This window comes from Caulobacter sp. GW822-FHT01G02 (assembly GCF_058802865.1).
In genome coordinates this window covers 876,257-894,992 of sequence record NZ_JBXAON010000001.1, presented here as the reverse complement: position 1 = coordinate 894,992, position 18,736 = coordinate 876,257, and the positions used below count along the sequence as shown (strand labels likewise).

General features: G+C 67.1%; 17 protein-coding genes. 6 read left to right on the top strand and 11 right to left on the bottom strand.

Annotation, left to right across the window (positions count from 1 at the left end; genetic code table 11):
• Window positions 1-36 precede the first annotated feature (36 nt).
• Window positions 37-1,260 (top strand): PQQ-dependent sugar dehydrogenase, encoded by a 1,224-nt coding sequence (locus tag AC1RNC_RS04200; protein WP_492883936.1) that lies wholly within the window; start codon window positions 37-39, stop codon window positions 1,258-1,260.
• 58 nt (window positions 1,261-1,318) lie between these two features.
• On the opposite strand, the gene AC1RNC_RS04195 is transcribed toward AC1RNC_RS04200, so the two are convergent.
• A complete protein-coding gene (locus tag AC1RNC_RS04195) occupies window positions 1,319-3,085 on the bottom strand; it encodes an oleate hydratase (RefSeq protein WP_492883934.1) in 1,767 nt (588 codons plus the stop codon).
• A 313-nt stretch (window positions 3,086-3,398) separates the two neighbouring features.
• Between AC1RNC_RS04195 and AC1RNC_RS04190 the strand changes: the two genes are divergently transcribed.
• Together AC1RNC_RS04190 and AC1RNC_RS04185 are read left to right on the top strand one after the other, a co-directional pair.
• Complete coding sequence (locus tag AC1RNC_RS04190) at window positions 3,399-4,946, top strand: tryptophan halogenase family protein (RefSeq protein ID WP_492883932.1); 1,548 nt, start codon at window positions 3,399-3,401, stop codon at window positions 4,944-4,946.
• A gap of 140 nt (window positions 4,947-5,086) precedes the next feature.
• The gene (locus AC1RNC_RS04185) at window positions 5,087-5,701 is read left to right on the top strand and encodes a GntR family transcriptional regulator (RefSeq protein ID WP_492883930.1); all 615 of its coding nucleotides are present in this window, start codon (window positions 5,087-5,089) and stop codon (window positions 5,699-5,701) included.
• Between the two features lie 62 nt (window positions 5,702-5,763).
• On the opposite strand, the gene AC1RNC_RS04180 is transcribed toward AC1RNC_RS04185, so the two are convergent.
• The 5 genes from AC1RNC_RS04180 to AC1RNC_RS04160 all read right to left on the bottom strand — a co-directional run bounded on the left by AC1RNC_RS04180 (window position 5,764) and on the right by AC1RNC_RS04160 (window position 10,038).
• Window positions 5,764-6,459 (bottom strand): calcium-binding protein, encoded by a 696-nt coding sequence (locus tag AC1RNC_RS04180; RefSeq protein WP_492839446.1) that lies wholly within the window; start codon window positions 6,457-6,459, stop codon window positions 5,764-5,766.
• Between the two features lie 187 nt (window positions 6,460-6,646).
• Window positions 6,647-7,264 (bottom strand): hypothetical protein, encoded by a 618-nt coding sequence (locus tag AC1RNC_RS04175; RefSeq protein WP_492883928.1) that lies wholly within the window; start codon window positions 7,262-7,264, stop codon window positions 6,647-6,649.
• 6 nt (window positions 7,265-7,270) lie between these two features.
• The gene (locus AC1RNC_RS04170) at window positions 7,271-7,891 is read right to left on the bottom strand and encodes a hypothetical protein (protein WP_492883926.1); all 621 of its coding nucleotides are present in this window, start codon (window positions 7,889-7,891) and stop codon (window positions 7,271-7,273) included.
• 7 nt (window positions 7,892-7,898) lie between these two features.
• A complete protein-coding gene (locus tag AC1RNC_RS04165) occupies window positions 7,899-8,510 on the bottom strand; it encodes a hypothetical protein (protein ID WP_492839444.1) in 612 nt (203 codons plus the stop codon).
• Window positions 8,511-8,673: 163 nt separating this feature from the next.
• A complete protein-coding gene (locus AC1RNC_RS04160; protein WP_492883924.1) occupies window positions 8,674-10,038 on the bottom strand; it encodes a cation:proton antiporter in 1,365 nt (454 codons plus the stop codon).
• A 206-nt stretch (window positions 10,039-10,244) separates the two neighbouring features.
• Here AC1RNC_RS04160 and AC1RNC_RS04155 point away from each other — a divergent pair, with 206 nt between their 5' ends.
• Both AC1RNC_RS04155 and AC1RNC_RS04150 read left to right on the top strand, forming a co-directional pair.
• Window positions 10,245-10,502, top strand: a complete 258-nt coding sequence (locus AC1RNC_RS04155; RefSeq protein ID WP_492839442.1) for a type II toxin-antitoxin system Phd/YefM family antitoxin — start codon at window positions 10,245-10,247, stop codon at window positions 10,500-10,502.
• Window positions 10,502-10,996: a PIN domain-containing protein gene (locus AC1RNC_RS04150; protein ID WP_492883922.1), complete on the top strand. Its 495-nt coding sequence runs from the start codon at window positions 10,502-10,504 to the stop codon at window positions 10,994-10,996. Before AC1RNC_RS04155 ends, AC1RNC_RS04150 begins: the two co-directional genes overlap by 1 nt.
• A 3-nt stretch (window positions 10,997-10,999) precedes the next feature.
• Here the strand turns inward: AC1RNC_RS04150 and AC1RNC_RS04145 are convergent, their stop codons facing one another.
• Together AC1RNC_RS04145 and AC1RNC_RS04140 are read right to left on the bottom strand one after the other, a co-directional pair.
• A complete protein-coding gene (locus AC1RNC_RS04145; protein WP_492883920.1) occupies window positions 11,000-11,728 on the bottom strand; it encodes a hypothetical protein in 729 nt (242 codons plus the stop codon).
• A 218-nt stretch (window positions 11,729-11,946) separates the two neighbouring features.
• Complete coding sequence (locus tag AC1RNC_RS04140; RefSeq protein WP_492883918.1) at window positions 11,947-12,495, bottom strand: hypothetical protein; 549 nt, start codon at window positions 12,493-12,495, stop codon at window positions 11,947-11,949.
• A gap of 816 nt (window positions 12,496-13,311) precedes the next feature.
• Between AC1RNC_RS04140 and AC1RNC_RS04135 the strand changes: the two genes are divergently transcribed.
• Window positions 13,312-13,569: a hypothetical protein gene (locus tag AC1RNC_RS04135; protein ID WP_492883916.1), complete on the top strand. Its 258-nt coding sequence runs from the start codon at window positions 13,312-13,314 to the stop codon at window positions 13,567-13,569.
• Here the strand turns inward: AC1RNC_RS04135 and AC1RNC_RS04130 are convergent.
• From AC1RNC_RS04130 to ppc, 3 genes are all read right to left on the bottom strand, one after another.
• On the bottom strand, window positions 13,559-14,665 hold the full coding sequence (locus AC1RNC_RS04130; protein ID WP_492883914.1) for a PfkB family carbohydrate kinase: 1,107 nt from the start codon (window positions 14,663-14,665) through the stop codon (window positions 13,559-13,561). The two genes, AC1RNC_RS04135 and AC1RNC_RS04130, sit on opposite strands and share 11 nt — an antisense overlap.
• Window positions 14,666-15,340: a bifunctional 4-hydroxy-2-oxoglutarate aldolase/2-dehydro-3-deoxy-phosphogluconate aldolase gene (locus tag AC1RNC_RS04125; protein WP_492883912.1), complete on the bottom strand. Its 675-nt coding sequence runs from the start codon at window positions 15,338-15,340 to the stop codon at window positions 14,666-14,668.
• A gap of 566 nt (window positions 15,341-15,906) precedes the next feature.
• The gene (ppc, locus tag AC1RNC_RS04120; RefSeq protein ID WP_492883910.1) at window positions 15,907-18,636 is read right to left on the bottom strand and encodes a phosphoenolpyruvate carboxylase; all 2,730 of its coding nucleotides are present in this window, start codon (window positions 18,634-18,636) and stop codon (window positions 15,907-15,909) included.
• Window positions 18,637-18,736 lie beyond the last annotated feature (100 nt).

Here is an 18,736-nt window from a genome sequence, read left to right as displayed (position 1 = left end):
AGCCCCCGCCCCGAAAAGCCGCTTAACCTGCCGCCCATGCGCCCATCCCTGCTCACCGCCTCCGCCGCCCTCGCCGCCGCCCTGGCCGCCTGTGGTCCCGCTCCCGCCCAGCCTCAGGCCGGCGCCCCCGTCGAGAGCCGCCCGGCCAACGCCCCCGACCAGAAGCCGGCCTTCGCGGGCCAGACCCGCGCGCCGGGCCTGAACTCGAACACGGTCGGCCAGTACACGACCCTGGCCAGCGGCCTCTCCCATCCGTGGGGCATGGCCTTCCTGCCCACCGGCGACATCCTGCTGACCGAGCGGGCCGGACGCCTGCGCATCTTCGGCAAGGACGGCAAGCTGTCGCCGGCCGTAGAGGGCCTGCCGGCGGTGTTCGCGCAGGGCCAGGGCGGCCTGCTGGGCGTGGCGCTGGATCCCGCCTACGCCAGGAACGGCCTGGTCTATTGGGCTTACGCCGAAGCAGACGGCGGCGTGAACGGCACGGCCGTGGCGCGCGGCAAGCTCGTGACCGGCCCCGCCCCCAGGCTGGAGAACGTCCAGGTCCTGTGGCGCCAGGCGCCGAAGATGGACAGCGCCCTGCACTTCGGCGGCCGCCTGGTCTTCGCCAGGGACGGCGCGCTGTTCATCACCACCGGCGAGCGCTCGATCCTGGAGGGCCGCGTCCAGGCCCAGCACCTGGACGCCACCCTGGGCAAGGTGGTCCGCATCAACGCCGACGGCTCGATCCCCAAGGACAACCCGTTCGTGAAGACGCCCGGCGCCAAGCCGGAGATCTGGTCGCTGGGCCACCGCAACCTGCAGGCCGCCGCCCTCGACCCCAGCGGCAAGCTGTGGACCGTGGAGCACGGCGCGCGCGGCGGCGACGAGCTGAACCACCCCGAGGCCGGCAAGAACTACGGCTGGGCCACGGTCACCTACGGCGAGGAATATTCCGGCAAGCCGATCGGCGACGGCCTCACCGCGAAGGACGGCGTGGAGCAGCCGGTCTACTACTGGGACCCGGTGATCGCGCCCTCCGGCATGGCCTTCTATGAGGCCAGCCTGTTCCCGGCCCTGAAAGGCAGCGTGCTGATCGGCTCGCTGAGGGAAAAGCACGTCGATCGCCTGGTCCTCAAGGACGGCAAGGTCGTCGGCGAGGAGCGCCTGTTCACCGACATCGGCGCCCGCGTCCGCGACGTCGCGGTCGGCCCCGACGGCGCCATCTACGTCCTGACCGACGAGGAGGACGGCAAGCTGATCAAGGCGACGCCGAAGGGATGAGGGCATCGCCCGGTCCGCCATGAGCCGACGTCCCGGGCGATGCCCATGGATCGCCTGACTACTCCGGGATCAGGTGGGCGTCGCGCAGCAAGTCGCCGACCTCGGTGGCGTCGATCTTGCTGAGCAGCAGCTCGCGAAGGAACGCCGGCCCCGGCACGTCGAAGGCCTTGCCGTCGCGAACATGCCCCATCGCGGCGAGCAGCTTGCGCACGTCATAGGTCGAGTTGAAGACCTCCGGCACGCCCCGCTCGACGTTCAACAGCGTATAGACCGCCTCCATCGGCGTACGGACGGAATACTCGGTGGTGAAGATGCAGTCGCGTTCGCCGGACTCGGCGAACTGGCCGATGAAGGCGAAATTGACCGCGCCCTTGGGCACGACGTCCGGCCTGTCCCCCGCCTGCCGCGGCATGAAGAAGGCGGTGATGTAGGGCATCATCACCGGCACGGCCTTGGCGCCCGTCGCGGCCAGCTCGGCGATCTCCTCGACCGGAACGCCCATGTGGTAGAGCCACTCCTGGGTGATCTCCTCGCCCGTGCAGTCCTGCATCGGCTTCTTGACGAAGTCGCCGGGCTTGTCGACGAACAGCGAATAGACCCAGACGATGACCTGGTCCTTCGGCTGCTGCTTGAAGTGCGGCTGGCGGCTGACCGTCCAGCTCATCAGCCAGCTGGAGTCCTTGACGGTGACGATGCCGCCGGTGACCACCGTGCCGCTGAACGGGTCGCGCTTGGCGACCTTCTGGATGTAGGGCGGAATTCGCGCGTCCAGGGTGGTGATCGTCGCCGACTCCCACTTGGTTTCGGGAATATGCGCGCCGAAGACGTCGGGCCGCCCGAACGCCGGATCCTTCGCCGCGATGTTGCGCCAGAGGTCCCAGGCGGGCGCGGGCCCCTCGTTGAGCTTCGCGGGCGTATGGTGGTCGCCGTTGTCGGAGTTCTCGGTCAGCGATCCGATGGTCATGAACACCAGATCGTCGGGACCCAGGTCGACGCCGCCGTCGACGCCGTCCTGGCGCCAGTGGATGCGCGTGGCCTGCTTGCGCTCCGCCGTGATGTCGAAGTCGACATCGGTGACCTCGACGCCGTAGCGGAACGTGACGCCGCGATCGGTCAGCCACTTGTACAGCGGCAGCACCAGCGACTCGTACTGGTTGCGGCGCGTGAACTTCAGGGCGGTGAAGTCGGCCAGGCCGCCGATATGGTGGATGAAGCGATGGACGTAGAGCTTCATCTCCAGCGCCGAGTGCCACTCCTCGAAGGCGAACATGGTGCGCCAGTAGAGCCAGAAGTTGCTCTTCAGGAAGTCCTCGCCGACCACTTCGTTGATCCGCTTGTTCTCCATCTCCTCGCGGGTCGCCAGGAAGAGCGAGATCAGGTCCTTCTGGGCCTTGCCGTTCAGGGTCAGGCGTTCCACGTCCTCGATGGGCTCACCCCGGTTCTGGGTCGCCCTTTGCAGGGAGAAGTTCGGGTCGTCCTTGTCCAGCCAGTAGAACTCGTCGAGCACGCTGGCGTCCTCGACCTCGAGCGACGGGATCGAGCGGTAGAGATCCCAGAGACATTCGAAATGCTCTTCCATTTCGCGGCCGCCGCGGATCACGAAGCCCTTTTCGGGATCCTTGATGCCGTCCAGGGCGCCGCCCGGAAGCGCCAGCCGTTCGAGGATGGTGATCTTCTCGCCCGACATGTGTCCGTCCCGGATCAGAAAGGCCGCCCCGGCCAGGCTGGCCAGCCCCGAGCCGACGAAGAACGCCGTCTTGTTCTCCACGCCCGCTGGTTTGCGGGGCCGGGCGAAGGCTTCGTAATTTCCGCTGCTGTAGTACATGGCGAGATCCTTTCCGGAAGCCGGAGGCTCAGGGGACGCTAGGGAGGGCACGGCGCATCGCTCGCGGCCAAACCGGCGAAACAGCCGGCCGCGATCTGGCCTGTCCGGGCGCGCGGGCCGGTCATGGGATCATGTCGGAACGCGCGCCGGTGGAGTGTCCTAATGGATGAGTGTGCTCATCCATTGAGTGTGATCACCCCACCAGGAGGCCACAATCGGGGTTATCCCGTAGGGCGAACCGCCGATGCTGGATGACACCAGCGCGTTCCGTCGAACTTCCCTCCCCCGCCCCGAACTCTGCTATCAATCCGCCATGCGGCGCAGGCGAAGCATCCTCATCGTGGGCGGCGGGACGGCGGGGTGGCTGACGGCCGCCTACCTGGCCAAGGCCCTGCGCGTGGCCGAGCAGGACGACCTGACGATCACCCTGCTGGAATCGCCCGACATCGGCATCGTCGGCGTCGGCGAGGCCACCTTCCCCACCATCCGCAACACCCTGCGGTTCCTGGGCGTCGACGAGGCGCGGTTCATTCGCGAGACCTCGGCGACGTTCAAGCAGGGCATCCGCTTCGTCGACTGGGCGGAGACGCCGGCCGACGGTCGCCATCACAGCTTCTTCCACCCGTTCGAGGCGCCGTTCTCGACCGAGGGAGCTTCGCTGGCGCCCTACTGGCTGCTGCAGGACGAGGCCGGCCGCGCGCCGTTCGCCGAGGCGGTGACCATCCAGGCCCGCGTCGCCGACGCGGCCCGCGCGCCCAAGCGGCCGCACGAGAGCGATTTCGCCGGACCGCTGAACTACGCCTACCACTTCGACGCCGCCAAGCTGGCCCAGGTGCTGGCCGAGCGGGCCGGCGAGCTGGGCGTGCGCCACCTGCGGGGAAACCTGTCCGAGACGATCCTGGACGAGACGGGCGCCATAGCGCGCGTCGTCAGCCCCGAGCACGGCGACCTGACCGCCGACCTCTATGTCGACTGCTCGGGCTTCCGGGCCGAGCTGATCGGCAAGGCCCTGGGCTCGCCGTTCAAGTCGGCCAGGCCGATCCTGTTCGCCGACCGGGCGCTGGCCTGCCACACGCCCTATGACCGCCCCGACGCGCCGATCCAGAGCTACACCATCGCCACCGCCCACGAGGCCGGCTGGACCTGGGACATCGGCCTGGCGGGCGGGCGCGGCGTCGGCTGCGTCTATTCCAGCGACCACATGGACGAGGCCCGCGCCGAGGCGGTGCTGCGCGACTATCTGGGCGGGGCCGAGGCGGAGACGCGCAAGATCAGCTTCGACGCCGGCTATCGCCAGAAGCAGTGGATCGGCAACTGCGTCGCGGTGGGCCTGTCGGCCGGCTTCCTGGAGCCGCTGGAGTCCACCGGCGTGGTGCTGATCGAGGCGGCCGTGGCGATGATCGCCGAGCTCTTCCCGCGCAACGGCCCGGTCAGCGCCCCGGCCCGCCGCTTCAACGAGCTGATGGCCGCGCGCTACGACAACATCATCGTGTTCCTCAAGCTGCACTACGCCCTGAGCCGCCGCCAGGAGCCGTTCTGGCGCCAGAACACCGATCCGGCCTCGATCCCCGAGCGGCTGGCCGAGCTCCTGGAGCAGTGGCGCTATCGCCCACCTGCCCGGTTCGACTTCATCCTGGATCTCGAGACCTTCGCCTTCTTCAACTACCAGTACATCCTGTACGGCATGGGCTTCAAAACCGACCTGGCCGCCGGCGCGGGCGAGTTCCCGGACGTGGCCGGCGCGGCCAAGCTGTTCGCCAAGATTCGCGGCTTCGCCGACCGCGCGACGCAGGACCTGCCCAGCCACCGCGACCTGATCGCGCGGATCAATGCATCGGGGCTCGAGACCGAGCCCGCCTGATTGAATTAAATCTAAGATTGTATTTCTACCTCATCGCCCATAGGCTTTATACAGCCTGCGGTCGTGCTTCGAACGACCGAGGCGCGGATGGTGGAGAGTGCAGCTTGGTCCCATCCCGATCGGCCGCGGAAACGCGGAGCGTGCCGCCAGGCTCCACGGGCGCGGACGCTCACCTCGCCTATGTCTTCCTGCGGCAGGCCTTGATGAATGGGCGGGTGCGTCCGGGCGCCCGCCTCAACCCGGACCTGCTGGCCGATCCGCTGCGGGTCAGCCGGACCCCGATCCGCGAGGCGCTGATCCGCCTTGAGGCCGAGGGTCTTATCGCCGCGCGCCGCTATCACGGCTTCTTCGCCAAGATGCTGGACGCCAAGGAGCTCGACGACCTGTACGACGTCGTGAAGGTCGTCTTCGTGCAGGCCCTGGCAGGGCGGAGCCTGATCTCCCGCCGCGTCGAGGATCACGACGCCCCGGAGGTCGAGCATCTGATCCGCGCGGCCAGCACCGCGCTGGGCAATGCCGAGGCGACGGCGATCGCCGACCGTTTCCTGGTCCGCACCCATTTCGTCCGGTCGATCCATCTGGAGCGGCGGCCCCGATTCATTCCCCATGGCCTGCGGCCCGTCGCGCGCGGCGGCGAATGGCCCAGTGAGCGCGTCTCGCGACGCCTGACCCGGCTCCTGACGGTGGAACGCCGGCGCCTGCCGGACCTGGTCCGGATCGCCAACGCGCGGGCGTCGGCGTCCGAGCTGCCCTGAACGGACGGCGGGAAAGGAAGGGAGCGGCGCGCCGCCCCCTTCCCCTGGTCTGTCGGAAACCTCTAGACCAGAAGGTAGAAGTTGCCGTCGTTCGGCACGATCGCCACCAGGTCAGTACCGGCGATCAGCGCGTCCGTGACGCCGATCACCTCGATGAAACCCTGGCCTTGGGTGAAGAAGTCCTCGACCGTGACGTAGGAATTGAACTGATTGTCGTTGACGAAGTCCGCCACGTTGCTCAGCAGCAGATCATCACCGGACCGGGCGACCGCGAGGCTGGCCAGGTTCGTGTTCACCAGATCGATGAAGTCGTTGGCGCCGCCGCCGGAGCCCGGCGTCCAGGTCGCCGACATGTCGTCGTTGATGATGTCGCCGCGGCCGTCGTCGACGAGCGCGACGAGGTAGGTGTCATCGCCCGTCCCACCGGCCATCCGGTCGTTGTTGCCGGAGTCGCCGGCCAGTTGGTCGTTGCCGGCGCCGCCGATCAGCAGGTCCGTGCCGGAGCCGCCGAACATCACATCATCGCCGGTTCCGCCCAGCAGCGCGTCATCGCCCGCCTGGGCGATGAGAAGGTCGTCACCGGCCCCGCCATCGAGCGTCGAGCCGATATAGGCGCCGCCGATCAGGCCCTTGTTGCCGCCGATGATGGTGTCGTTGCCCCCGAGCCCGGACAGGCTGTGTCCGGTCTCGTTGAAGGCCAGACCGTGGGAACTCCAGTCAATGGTGTTGTCGTTCGCATCGCCAAACCAGCTCGCCATACTTCCCTCCAGCACTAGAATATATTCCGCGATCTTCTTGACTTCCGCCACAAGATCGGCCCGGTCACATCGATCTGATCGACTCCAGGTAGAAATATCTAGACATACGAAGACTACGGCGGCCAGCCCGAGGAAAAGTATATTCTCTCAAGGCTAAAAGTCTTATTTCTCGTTTACGCTATATTTGTCAGGCCCGAATGTCGCTGAGGCGCGCGCGTCCATTGAAGAAGTCCGGGACCCCATTGGCCGCGGCCCATTCCGTGGGCGTCATGCGCGCCGGGAGCTTGGCCTGCTGGGCGACCCAGGCCTCCTGGGTCACCGCCGTATCGAGGCTGGCGAACGCCCCGCCCGTCGCCTTCAAGATTTGTTCGGCGCGCCATTTGGCCAGTTCGGGACCCTTCATGCCGGGCGGATGCTCCCCGTCGATCTGGGTCGCGCCCGGACCGCTCATCACGCCGCTGTTGTAGACCGTGGCGATCACCTCGCCGTTCTTGGTGACCTGGCCATAAGGCTTGTCGTTCTGGGCGGCGGCGAAGCCCTTCACGTAGTCGCCATAGCCATCGAGCTGCGCGCGCCAGGCCTTTTCGCGGGCCTCCATCTCCGGCCGAACCGCCTCCCACCGAGCCATTCGCGCCTGCATGTCGGCGCTGGTCAGCGACACGACCCCGAGGGGCTTGGCGACGGGCCTCGACGTACCCGCCGGCGTCACGTCCGGCTCGAGGGTGAAGGCCGGGGCCGGCGACGCCGCCGCCTGGGTCGTTGGGGCGTAGGCCGCCTGTTGGGACGAAACCGCGTTGATCGACATGGCAGATCAGGCCCGGATGTCGCTGAAATGCGAGCGCCCATCGAAGAAGTTGGAGAACCCGTTGGCCGCCCCCCACTCCATGAGCCCTAAGGTGGGCTTGCTGTTGGCCTGCCGGGCGCCCCAGGCCTCCTGGGTCTCGGCCGTATCGAGGCTGGCGAACGCCCCGCCCGTCGCCTTCAAGATTTGTTCGGCGCGCCATTTGGCCAGTTCAGGGCCCTTCATGCCGGGCGGATGCTCCCCGTCGATCTGGGTCGCGCCCGGACCGCTCATCACGCCGCTGTTGTAGACCGTGGCGATCACCTCGCCGTTCTTGGTGACCTGGCCATAAGGCTGGTCGTTCTGGGCGGCGGCGGCGTCCTTCGCGGCATTACCCCAGCCTTCCAGCATCTCGTGCCAGGCCTTGGCGCGCGCCTCCATCTCCGGCCGCTGCTGCTCCAGCAGCGCCATGCGCGCCTGGATCTCGCCGCTGGTCAGCGGCGCCACGCTCAAGGGGGGCTTGGGGGCGAGCTTCGGCCTTTCGGTCGGCGCCGCATCCGGTTCCAGGGTGAAGGCCGAAGCCGGCGACGCCGCCGCCTGGGTCGGGGGCGTGTAGACGGACTGCTGGGACGAAACCGCATTGATCGACATGGGAAGGTCAGGCTCGGATATCGTGCGCGCGTTCGTTGTAGACGTCCGCGAATCCGTTGGCCGCGCCCCAATCCATGAGCTTCATGATCGGCGCGTTCTTGGCCTGCCGGGCGACCCAGGCGTCCTGGGTCTCGGCCGTGTCCAGGCCGACGAACGTCCCGCCCGTCGCCTTCGAGATTTGCTCGGCGCGCCACTGGGCCAAGTCTGGACCGGTCATGCCGGGCGGCTGGTTCCAATCGATCTGGGTAGAGCCCGGGCCGCTCATCGCACCGCTGTTGTAGACCGTGGCGACGACCTCGCCGTTCCTGGTGACCTGGCCGTAGGGCTGGTCGTTCCGGGCGGCGACCTGGCTCTTCACGTAGTCGACATACCCATCGACCTGCGATCGCCAAGCCTTTGAGCGGGCCTCCATCTCAGGCCGGACCGCCTCCCAACGAGCGTGCAGCGCCTCCACGTCGAGGCTCGACATCGCCACCACCCCGAGCGGTTTGGTGACGGGCCTCGCCGTCCCCGCCGGCGTCACGTCAGGTTCGAGGGTGAGGGCCGGGGCCGACGACGACTCCGCCTGGGTCGGGGGCGTGTAGACGGACTGCTGGGACGAAACCGCATTGATCGACATGGGAGCTCCTGCGGGTAGACGGGGCGACTTCGCAGGAAGCAGCAGCAAGCGTCGTGCCAGACACTTGCTGCCTCTTTTCAATCACTTAGCAGACCCACACTCGCGAGAAACGCTACCTTCGGCAAATGCTGCCGACTAAAGGTTGCACAACCCCCGATCGAGATCAGGCCCGGGCGCCGTCAGGGACCGCGCCCAGCTCGCCCGACGCGCGGGCCTTCTTGCCGTAGACGGCCTCGAACAACGGGGTGGCCATGACCGTGGTGACGATCGCCATCAGCACCAGCATGGCGAACAGGGTCGGACCGATGACGCCCTTCTGCAGGCCGATATTGATGATGATCAGCTCCATCAGGCCGCGCGAGTTCATCAGGGCGCCGATGCCCATGGCCGTGCTGTGCTGCTCGCCCGACAGGCGGGCGGCGACGTAGCAGGCCACGCCCTTGGCCAGGATCGAGGCGGCCAGCACGCCCACCGCGATCAGCAGCAGGGTCGGCGAATTGACCATGTCCAGGCGCGTGTTCAGGCCCGAATAGGTGAAGAACATCGGCAGCAGCAGCACGACGGCGACCGGCTCGACTTTCTTCTTCAGCTCCTCGACGAACAGGCCGCGCGGCATGACCGCGCCCAGCATGAAGCCGCCGAAGATGGCGTGGATGCCCACGGCGTCCATCAGGAAGGCCGACAGGCAGAACAGCATCAGGGTGATGGCCATGACCGTCGGGGTCATCTCGCCGGCCTTGTCGACCATGCGGCCCAGCGGGGCCAGCAGCTTGCGGCCGAAGACGGTCAGGAACAGAGCGTAGGTCACGCCGCCGCCGATCGCCAGCACCGCCACCCCCGGCCCGCCGCCGAAGGTCGCCAGCACGATGGCCAGCACGCACCACGAGCAGGCGTCGTCGAACGCCCCGGCCGTCAGGGACAGGGTGCCCAGCGAGGTGTTCTGCAGGCCGCGCTCGTTGATGATCCGGGCCAGCATCGGGAAGGCGGTCAGGGCGATGCAGGCGCCCATGAACAGCGTGGCGTTGGCGACGCTGATGGTGGGCGCGAACAGGCCCGGGACCTTCAGCAGCAACGGGGTGATGGCCCAGGCCACCAGGAACGGCGTGATGATCCCGGCCAGCGACACGCTGAACGCGCTCCTGGCCTTGGCCCGGAAATGCTCGACCTTGAACGTCGTGCCGACCAGGAACATGTACAGCCCCACGCCCAGCTGCGAGCCGACATAGAGGATGTTCTTGGTTTCCTTGGGAAACAGGGCCAGCTGGAAGTCGGGAAACAGCAGGCCCAGCAGAGACGGACCCAGGACCACGCCGGCGATCATCTCGCCCACCACCTGCGGCTGGGCCAGGAACTTCTGTCCCAGCCAGCCGACCACCCGGCAGGCCAGCAGGATCACGGCCAGCTGCAGGAAGAAGTGCACCGAAAAGTCGCCTGGCGCGTAGCTGTGAGCGGCGGCCTTGGCGGCCGGACCGTGCGGCGACAGGACGTCGGCCAAGGTGGCGAGCGTGCTCGCGAGGATGTCTGACACGTCTAGTCGCCCCCGAAATGGATCGTCTTGGCTTTGCGCCTTGACCCCATGCAAGGCGAAGATCGGCGCGGAGCGCAATCCGAAACCCACGTTTTTGACACGGCTGTCAGTCGATTGTTTTCGTTGCCCATTTTTTGTTGCCGGAACGCCACTATGTAGTAACGTACCTACAGACAGCCTTGTCATTTTCGAGCGGTGAGCAAGCGATGAAGGTCCTGACGAGCCGCGAATTCAACCAGGATGTCAGCCAGGCCAAGCGCGCGGCGCGACTCGAGCCAGTGTTCGTCACCGATCGCGGCCGACCCACCCACGTGCTGATGAGCGTCGAGACCTATCGCCGGCTGACCGGCCAGACCGAGACCATCGTCGACCTGCTGGCCATGCCCGGCCTGGCGCCGGTCGACCCGCCGCGCTCGACCGAGACCTGGAGCCGCCAGACCTGGGACGGGAAGGACGGCGACTGATGCATCTGCTGGACACCGACGTCGTCTTCGAGCTGCGCAACGCCAAGGCGGGCGCGACCGATCCGGGCCTGGCCGCCTGGGCCGGCGCGGCGTCGCGCTCCAGCCTGTTCATCTCGGCCCTCACCCTGCTGGAGCTGGAGACCGCGACGGTCCGCGCCGAGCGCAAGGACAAGGTCCAGGGTTCGCGACTGCGCGACTGGCTGGACAGCCGCGTCCTCCCCGCCTTCGACGGCCGCGTGCTGGCGATCGACGCCGCCGTGGTCCGCCGCCGGGCTCACGTGCCGCTGACCGACAGCCGCGACGCCCTGCTGGCCGCCACGGCCCTCGAGCACGGCCTGACCCTGGCCACCCGCGACGCGGCGGCCTTCGCCAAGGTTCCCCGGCTGAAGCTGTTCAATCCCTGGGGCTACAAGCCCGAGGAACAGGAAGAAGACTGGGGCGAAGCCGCCAAGGCCGGCGCCCAGTGGCTGCGCAACATCTTCGTCCGGGGCTGAGGTTCAACGGACGCCCGCCACGTCCGTCGCCGCGGCGACGCGCACCGTCGTCGAGAACGGCGCGAGCGGCGCGTCGACGCGGGGCGTCGGGGCCGGCGGCTCGGCCGCGACCAGGACCGGAACGGGCTCGGCGGCGACCAGCGCCGGCGGCGGCGCGGGCTTGGCGGCCACGAACACCAGGCGGTTCCCCTCGCAGGTCCCGGCGTTGTACAGCCCCTTCAGATAGCCGCGCCGCACGAAGCCGGCCTTGATGGCGTCGCGGACCATCTGGTCGTGGCGCTCGGCCCCGGTCAGGCGGCGAACCCAGCCGCGCATCGGGATCACGTCGGTGATCGTGCTGGCCACCACGCCCAGCACCGGCCTGGCCATGCCGCCCTGCCCGCCTTCGGCGTCATCGCCGCGATCATCGTAGTCGTCGCCCAGCACCGCGTCGAACCGGTCGATCTCGGCCTTCAGCGGCGCGCAGCCGGGAGCCGGCGGGGCATAGGGATCGGTCTGGGCCGTCTTCAGCAGGTCGGGGATCTCGGAGCGCACGAGATTGATGTCGCGCAGCGGCGCGGCGACGGCCGAGCCGAGGCTGTCGGTATTGGCCTCGGCCGAGGTCTTGGGCATTTCCTGGGGCGCCGTCTGCCGCTTGCCGGCCAGAGCGGTGTCAGCGGCGCCCACACCCACGCAGAACGCCAGCAAGGCCGCGCCGACCGTTCGGGTGGATCTGAGGACTGGCGACGTCATGTCCATGAGCTCGCACGATTAAACCACGCCCCATCAACCCGGGAATCGGCCCGGCCGTTCCGCGGGGCGCGCGAACGTGATCGGCGGAGGCCTGAGCGCCATGGCGGCGCCACACAGGCGGTCCGCAACCGGACCTATTCAGAGTCAGTGATGGGTGGACGTGGGGCGTCGCCTTTCGCTCTCTCCGAAACTTATCTGGCGACCCCGTGTGGGTCCCGTTAGACGCCGGGAAGTTGGCGGGTGCCCCGTCCATGGAGGCTGACAGGAAAACCATCGTCCAGCAGGGTCGGAATTGGCTCTATCCAATCAGTACGCCTCAGACGGTAAAGGTTGAGGACCAATAGCGCGCACAGCGCAGTGAGGACATTTTCCAAATTTGCCTGTGGAAAATCTGCATCTCGACCGTGTTTTACGCTGTTGTATGCCTTCCACCACGCGGGTGATGCTGCGTCCGTCGTTTCCCAGCTAAACCACGGATTAATTTTGATACCATAAAGGGCAATGTTGATCTCCACGGAGTGCATGCCGGGAAATGTTCTGCAAAGCTCGAACTGATAATCGACAATGTTTTTCGCATTGCTCGACGGATCGACATCACGACATACCATCTTGGCGACCACATCCACTTCGCTCCCAATCAATAGAAGGAGCTTGGCATACTCATTTGAGTAGGTCGCGAAGTTGGCTTGATCCAGCTGAACGTAGTTGAGCGTCTGAACGAAATCTCGTTCGAGCGAGATGAAATAAAGCCAAGGCTGGTCGGGCATACGGCGCGCAATCCATATCTCTGTACTGCCAGCTTGCAGCGTCGCTCCCCCCTCAACAAGCGGGCATTCCCAACGACGCTATGGGTCGTGCACGGAAATCGGATCCGCCGCTCGAAGCGGACATCCAACCTATCGGGCGCGCCGGCGGTCTCAGCGCGTTGGTGACGGCAAAAGCCTCAAGCGTCACCCCGCGCTTCATGCGCGGGACCCATTTGTCCGCGGCAAATGAAGAGCGGAAAATGGCGCCCACGCGGAGCTGAACCATGGGTCCCGCGCATAAAGCGCGGGATGACAGGGATTTTGATTGAAGTGGAGCGTCACGCTCCAGAGCGAAGCACGGGCATCCAGCCCCCTCCATCCCCGGCCCCGAAAACTCCCGTATCCTCAATCCACCTCGAAGCACTGGGGAGGGCGCGCGGCCAGCGACCTTCGCGGCTTCGGGGGGCGGTCGAGCGGTGGAGGTCCGAGGGGGATACTCGGACGGTCCGGGGATCTGGTTCGCTGACCAGACCCGCCCGCCGTCGGCGTGGTCGAAGGCAAAGGGGCGTGTCAGGCTGTAAGCCCGTCCTCTTCGATCATCGGAGCTTGCTGGAAACAGCGAGGTCCGGGTTCCGTTAAGGCCTGAACAGGGCCACCTGACGGGACGCTGGCGGATAACGATCGCGCGGGGCGTCAGGCTTCGTCGAAACGGTATTTCACTTTCCTACTCCGGACGTCGTCCGGACGCCCCGCATCCCTCCCCGACCTCGACGTGAAAGCGCCGAGCTCATTTCCGCGCGCCCTCCCCTTGATGGGGGAAGCCTTTCGGAGACACCGATGCCCCAACCCCGCAAAGCGCGTCGCAAACACGTAGCCAACGGCACACGCGCCAGTCGCCGCCACATACGCGACTCAGAATGGGTCCTCGCCAAACTCCAAGAACGCTTCGACCGCTTCGCCGAACTGTACGAGTTGAAGCGCCAGCAGGAGGAAGCCGCGGGCGACGTCGTCCGCACCAACCAAGAAAAAGCCCCCGGCCTTGCGGCCGAGGGCTTCTCCACATTCTTCAGTGAGAAGGAAAAGCCTAGCGGATGACCCGCGCGCCCTTGCCCTTCATCACGGCCTCGACCTCTTCCTTGCGCACCATCGAGGTGTCGCCCGGGGTGGTCATGGCCAGGGCGCCGTGGGCCGCGCCGTACTCGACTGCGGCCTGGGGACCCTTGCCTTCCATGAAGCCGAACGCGAGACCGGACGCGAAGCCGTCGCCGCCGCCGACGCGGTCATAGATCTCGAGGTTCTCACGCATCATCGAGGCGTAGAACTCGCCGCCGGCGTACAGGATCGCCGACCAGTCGTTGACCGAGGCGGTCTTGGCGTTGCGCAGGGTGGTGGCGGCGACCTTGAAGTTCGGGAACTGCTTCACAGCGGTCTGGATCATCTTCTTGAAGTTGGCCGGGTCGATGGAGCTGATGTGCTCGTCCAGGCCCTCGACTTCAAAGCCCAGGCAGGCGGTGAAGTCTTCTTCGTTGCCGATCATCACGTCGACGTACTGGGCGATGTGACGGTTGACCTTCTGAGCGCCTTCCTTGCCGCCCTGCGACTTCCACAGCGAGGCGCGGTAGTTCAGGTCGTAGGAGATCACGGTGCCGTACTTGCGGGCGACTTCGACGGCTTCGATCACGGCTTCGGCCGTGTTCGAGGCCAGGGCCGCGAAGATGCCGCCGGTGTGGAACCAGCGCACGCCTTCTTCGCCGAACAGCTTTTCCCAGTTCACTTCACCGGGGCGGATCTGCGAGGCGGCCGAGTGACCCCGGTCCGAGCAGCCGAGGGCGGGACGAACGCCGAAGCCCTTTTCGGTGAAGTTCAGGCCGACGCGGGTGTTGCGACCCAGGCCGTCGAACTCGCGCCAGATGACGTGCGAGGTGTCGACGCCGCCCTGCATCATCAGATCCTCGACCAGCCAGCCCAGGTCGTTCACCGGCAGCGCCGTGACGGCGGTCGAGCGCTTGCCCCAGCACTTGCGGAAAGCGCGGGCGACGTTGTATTCGCCGCCGCCTTCCCAGACCTGGAACTGGCGGGCGTTGCGGACCCGGCCGAAGCCCGGGTCGAAGCGCAGCATCACTTCACCGAAGGACGCGCAGTCCCACTTGGTTTCCGAAGCCGGGCGGATGTTGAGGATATTGTCGGTCATTTAGGCCTTCCCACGAACCTTCTTGATCAGGTCAACAGTCTCGCGGACCTTCTTGGTGATGCCCGCGTAGTCCTTGGCGTCCAGCAGCTCTTGGGTGATCAGCTTGGAGCCCATGCCGGCGGCGACGATGCCCGCGCCGAACCACTTCTTGACCGAGGCTTCGTCCGGATCGACGCCGCCCGTCGGCATGATGCGGGTCCAGGGCATCGGGCCCAGCACCGCCTTGACGAAGTCCGGGCCGCCGACCGACGAGCCGGGGAACACCTTGACGATCTCGCAGCCCAGTTCTTCGGCGTACGAGATTTCCGAGGCCGAGCCGCAGCCCGGCGAATACGGGATCTTGCGTCGGTTGCAGACCTTGGCGACGTCGGCGTTGAGGATCGGGCCGACCACGAACTTGGCGCCGTTGGCGATGTAGATGCCGGCGGTCGGGGCGTCGACGATCGAGCCCACGCCCATGATCACGCGGGGGTCGGCCTCGTGGAAGTAACGGGTCACTTCGTAGAAGACGTGGCTGGCGAAGTCGCCGCGGTTGGTGAACTCGATGCAGGGCGCGCCGCCGTCGGCGCAGGCCTGGATCACGGACTTACAGACCTCGACGTCCGGGTGATAGAAAACCGGGATGACACCCTGGTCCATCAGGGCGGTCAGCACCGCCATACGGTCTTTTACCATCTTAGACTCCTTCCCGAAGGATCGATCTTGCGCGGAGGGCCTTCTGGGCTGCCGCGCATGCAAGATTTCGCCGGAATTGGCTCAGGGCGATCCCTTAGACCGCGTTGCCGACGAGCGCCACACCGGGCTTGCCGCAACGTCAAACTAAGGGGTTTTGAAGCGCGGTTTCACGACCGCTCGGCGGCGTTTTCCGCGCCTTGGATCTCTGGTCTCGCTTCCATCCCCGAACGTTTTTCCTTCGGCTCCCTCCCCCGCCCCGGACGCAAAAGTGAGGGCGCCGGTATGACCCGACGCCCCGGAAGTTTGCGCAGGAGCGAGCTCAAAGAGCCGCAAACGAGACGGACCGACCAAGACGCCGAACCGAACCGTTTTGATACCGGTGTCACGGAAACCCGGAAAAGTGGCCAGGCCACTTCGCCACCGGTGTCATGAGCAGATAACCAGAAACCGCCAGGGAGCGCAAGCGCCGTAAAGGCAGGAGGTGTGAAGGCGCAAATTGTTGAAAAGGAAAGCCTTTGCGGGCTTGGGAATCCCGCGCTTTCTCATATCTCGTGGTCAGGCCGCGCTCACCCTGTATTGCGCAGTCCCGCCGCGATGCCGGCCACGGTCAGCTGGATGGCCAGGCGCAGCTCCTCGTCGGCCTCCCCCGCCCGGCGGCGCGACAGCAGCTCCAGCTGCAGGTGGTTCAGCGGGTCCACCGAGCGGCTGGCCAGGGTCACCGACTCGGCGAGGTCCGGCTGGTTGTCGAGCAGGCTCGAACCGCCGCGGATCTCCAGGGCGATGCGCGAGGCCGCGTCGTGCTCGCGCTGGATGGTCGCGAAGATGCGCGCGGCGTTTTCCTTGTCCGGCGACAGGGCCATGTACCGGGCGGCGATGCCCATATGGCTCTGGGCCAGGGCCAGCTCCATGTTCGACAGGAGCGAGGCGAAGAAGTCGAAACTTCCGGCCAGGTCGCGCAGTTGCTCGACCGACAGCTTGGCCCGCTCGACGCCCGAGGCGAAGCCGTACCAGCCCGGAAGCATGAAGCGGGCCTGGGACCAGCTGAACACCCACGGGATGGCCCGCAGGTCCTCGATCTTGCGGCTGGCGGTGCGGCTGGCCGGACGGCTGCCGATGTTGAGGCCCACGATCTCGTTGATCGGCGTGACCGACCAGAAGAAGTCCTCGAACGCCGGATCGTCATACACCAGGGCGCGGAAGCCATGGAACGAGGCCTCGGCCAGGGCGGTCATGGCGGCCTCGACCCTGGGGTCGGGCTTGTGGACCGGGCGCTCGCTGGACATCAGCACGGCGGCGGCCAGGCCGTCGAGGTTGCGGCGGGCGGTGGGCTGGTCGCCGAAGCGGCGGGCGATCATCTCGCCCTGCTCGGTCATCCGGATGCGGCCCTGGACGGTGCCGGCCGGCTGGGCCAGCACGGCCTCGGCGGCGGGACCACCGCCCCGTCCGACGCTGCCGCCGCGTCCGTGGAACAGCTGCAGACCGACGCCCATGCGGTCGGCCTCGAACGCCAGGGCCGAGGCGCCGCGAGCGACACCCCGGCGGCTGGCGACGTACCCGCCGTCCTTGTTGCTGTCGGAGTAGCCGAGCATGATCTCCTGCACCGGCCGGTCGCCCAGGATGGTCCGGGACAGCGGCAGTTCCAGCCACTGGCGCAGCACGGCGGGGCCGTTCTCCAGATCGCCGATGGTCTCGAACAGCGGCGCGACCTTGACCGAGGCGCGCGGCGCGGCCCCGCCCCAGACCAGGCCGACCTGCTTGAGCAGGACCAGCGGTTCGAGGATGTCGGACAGGGTCGCCGACTTCGAAATGATGTACGCCCCGAGGCAGCCATGGCCATAGTCGCGAACCGCCTTGGCGGCGGCGCTCATGGTCGCCAGCTCCTTGGTCGTCTCCTCGCTATAGGCGGTGAACGGCGAGACCAGGGGACGCTGGTGCGACAGCTCCTCGATCAGGACCTTGCAGCGGGCCTCCTCGTCGAGCTTGAGGTAGGACACGCCCGTACCGGCCCGCTGGAACAGCTCGTCGAGCGTCCGTTCGTGAACGTCGGCGTTCTGGCGCAGATCCAGGCTCATCAGGTGGAAGCCGCAGGCCTTGGCCACCTCGACCAGGGTGCGCAGAGCCGAGCCGACCAGCCGCTCGCCGCCGTTGCGCTCCAGGCTGTCGATGATCACGCTCAGGTCGGCGACGAACGCATCGGGATGACCATAGGCCTCGACGTCGGTCGCGCCGGTGGCGTAGGCGACCGGCGCGCCGGTCAGCTTCTGCGACACGGCCGTCAGGCGATCGAAGATCAGCTCCAGGGCCAGGCGATAGGGCTCGTCCAGGCGATGGATCGACGGATCGCGGGTCTGGGCCGCCAGGGCCAGCAACTCGTTCGACACCGGCGTATAGGCGGTCGAGACGGCCAGGTTGGACCACAGCTTGCGCACCTCGCCGGCGTACCAGTCGAGGATCACGCGGGACTGGCTGGCGAAGGCCAGCTTCAGGGTCTCGCCATTGACGCCGGGATGGCCGTCGCGGTCGCCGCCCAGCCACGAGCCCATCTTCAGCAGCGGCGCCATATGGCCGTGCGAACCGATCTTGGCCGTCCAGTCGCCATAGAGCTCGATCATCGCCGGCAGGATCGAGGTCCGGACGATCGACAGGGCGTTGCGGATCTCGTCCTTCACGGTGATCCGCTCGGGACGATAGAGGCGGGTGCGCCACATCAGGGCGATCTCGCGGAACAGGCCCTCGCGGATCTCGGCGTCCAGGTCCGCCGGCAGATGGTGGCGGCGCAGGGCCATCAGGCGCGAGATCTCGGTCTCGCGGTCGACCATGCTGCGGCGGCGCACCTCGGTCGGGTGGGCGGTCAGCACCGGCACCACGTTCATGGCGGCGAAGACCCTCGCCAGCTCGGCGTCGGTCTTGCCTTGGGCCTTCAGGCGTTTCACGGCGTCGACCAGGGTGCGCGGCCGCTCGTCGCCCGGCTGGGCGTCGGCCTCGGCGTGACGACGGCGGCCGGCGACGTCCTCGCCGATATTGGCCAGCAGCGAGTGACTGGCGAAGGCGCGGGCCAGGAACACGGCCTGATCGTTGGTGAGATCGGCGAACAGATGGTCGAGAACCGGCGCGTCGCTGGTATCCTCGTCCTCGCCAGAGGCGGCCTTGCGCGCCTTGGCCACCAGGGCGGCGGCCTCCTCGCCCTCGAGATAGGTGATCGCCTCGATCAGGAGATCGTTCAGCAGGTTGGCGTTCTGGCGGACGTGACGGCTGGTGGGACGGTCGACGTCGATCGACAGGGCCGGATTGCGCATGCGCGAACTCCAGGATCGGCCGGAGCCGTTCGGGACGGGAATGGATCACGAGAAAGCGTCGACGACGCGGGATCGATCCCAGGCGCTGACGTTACGGCGC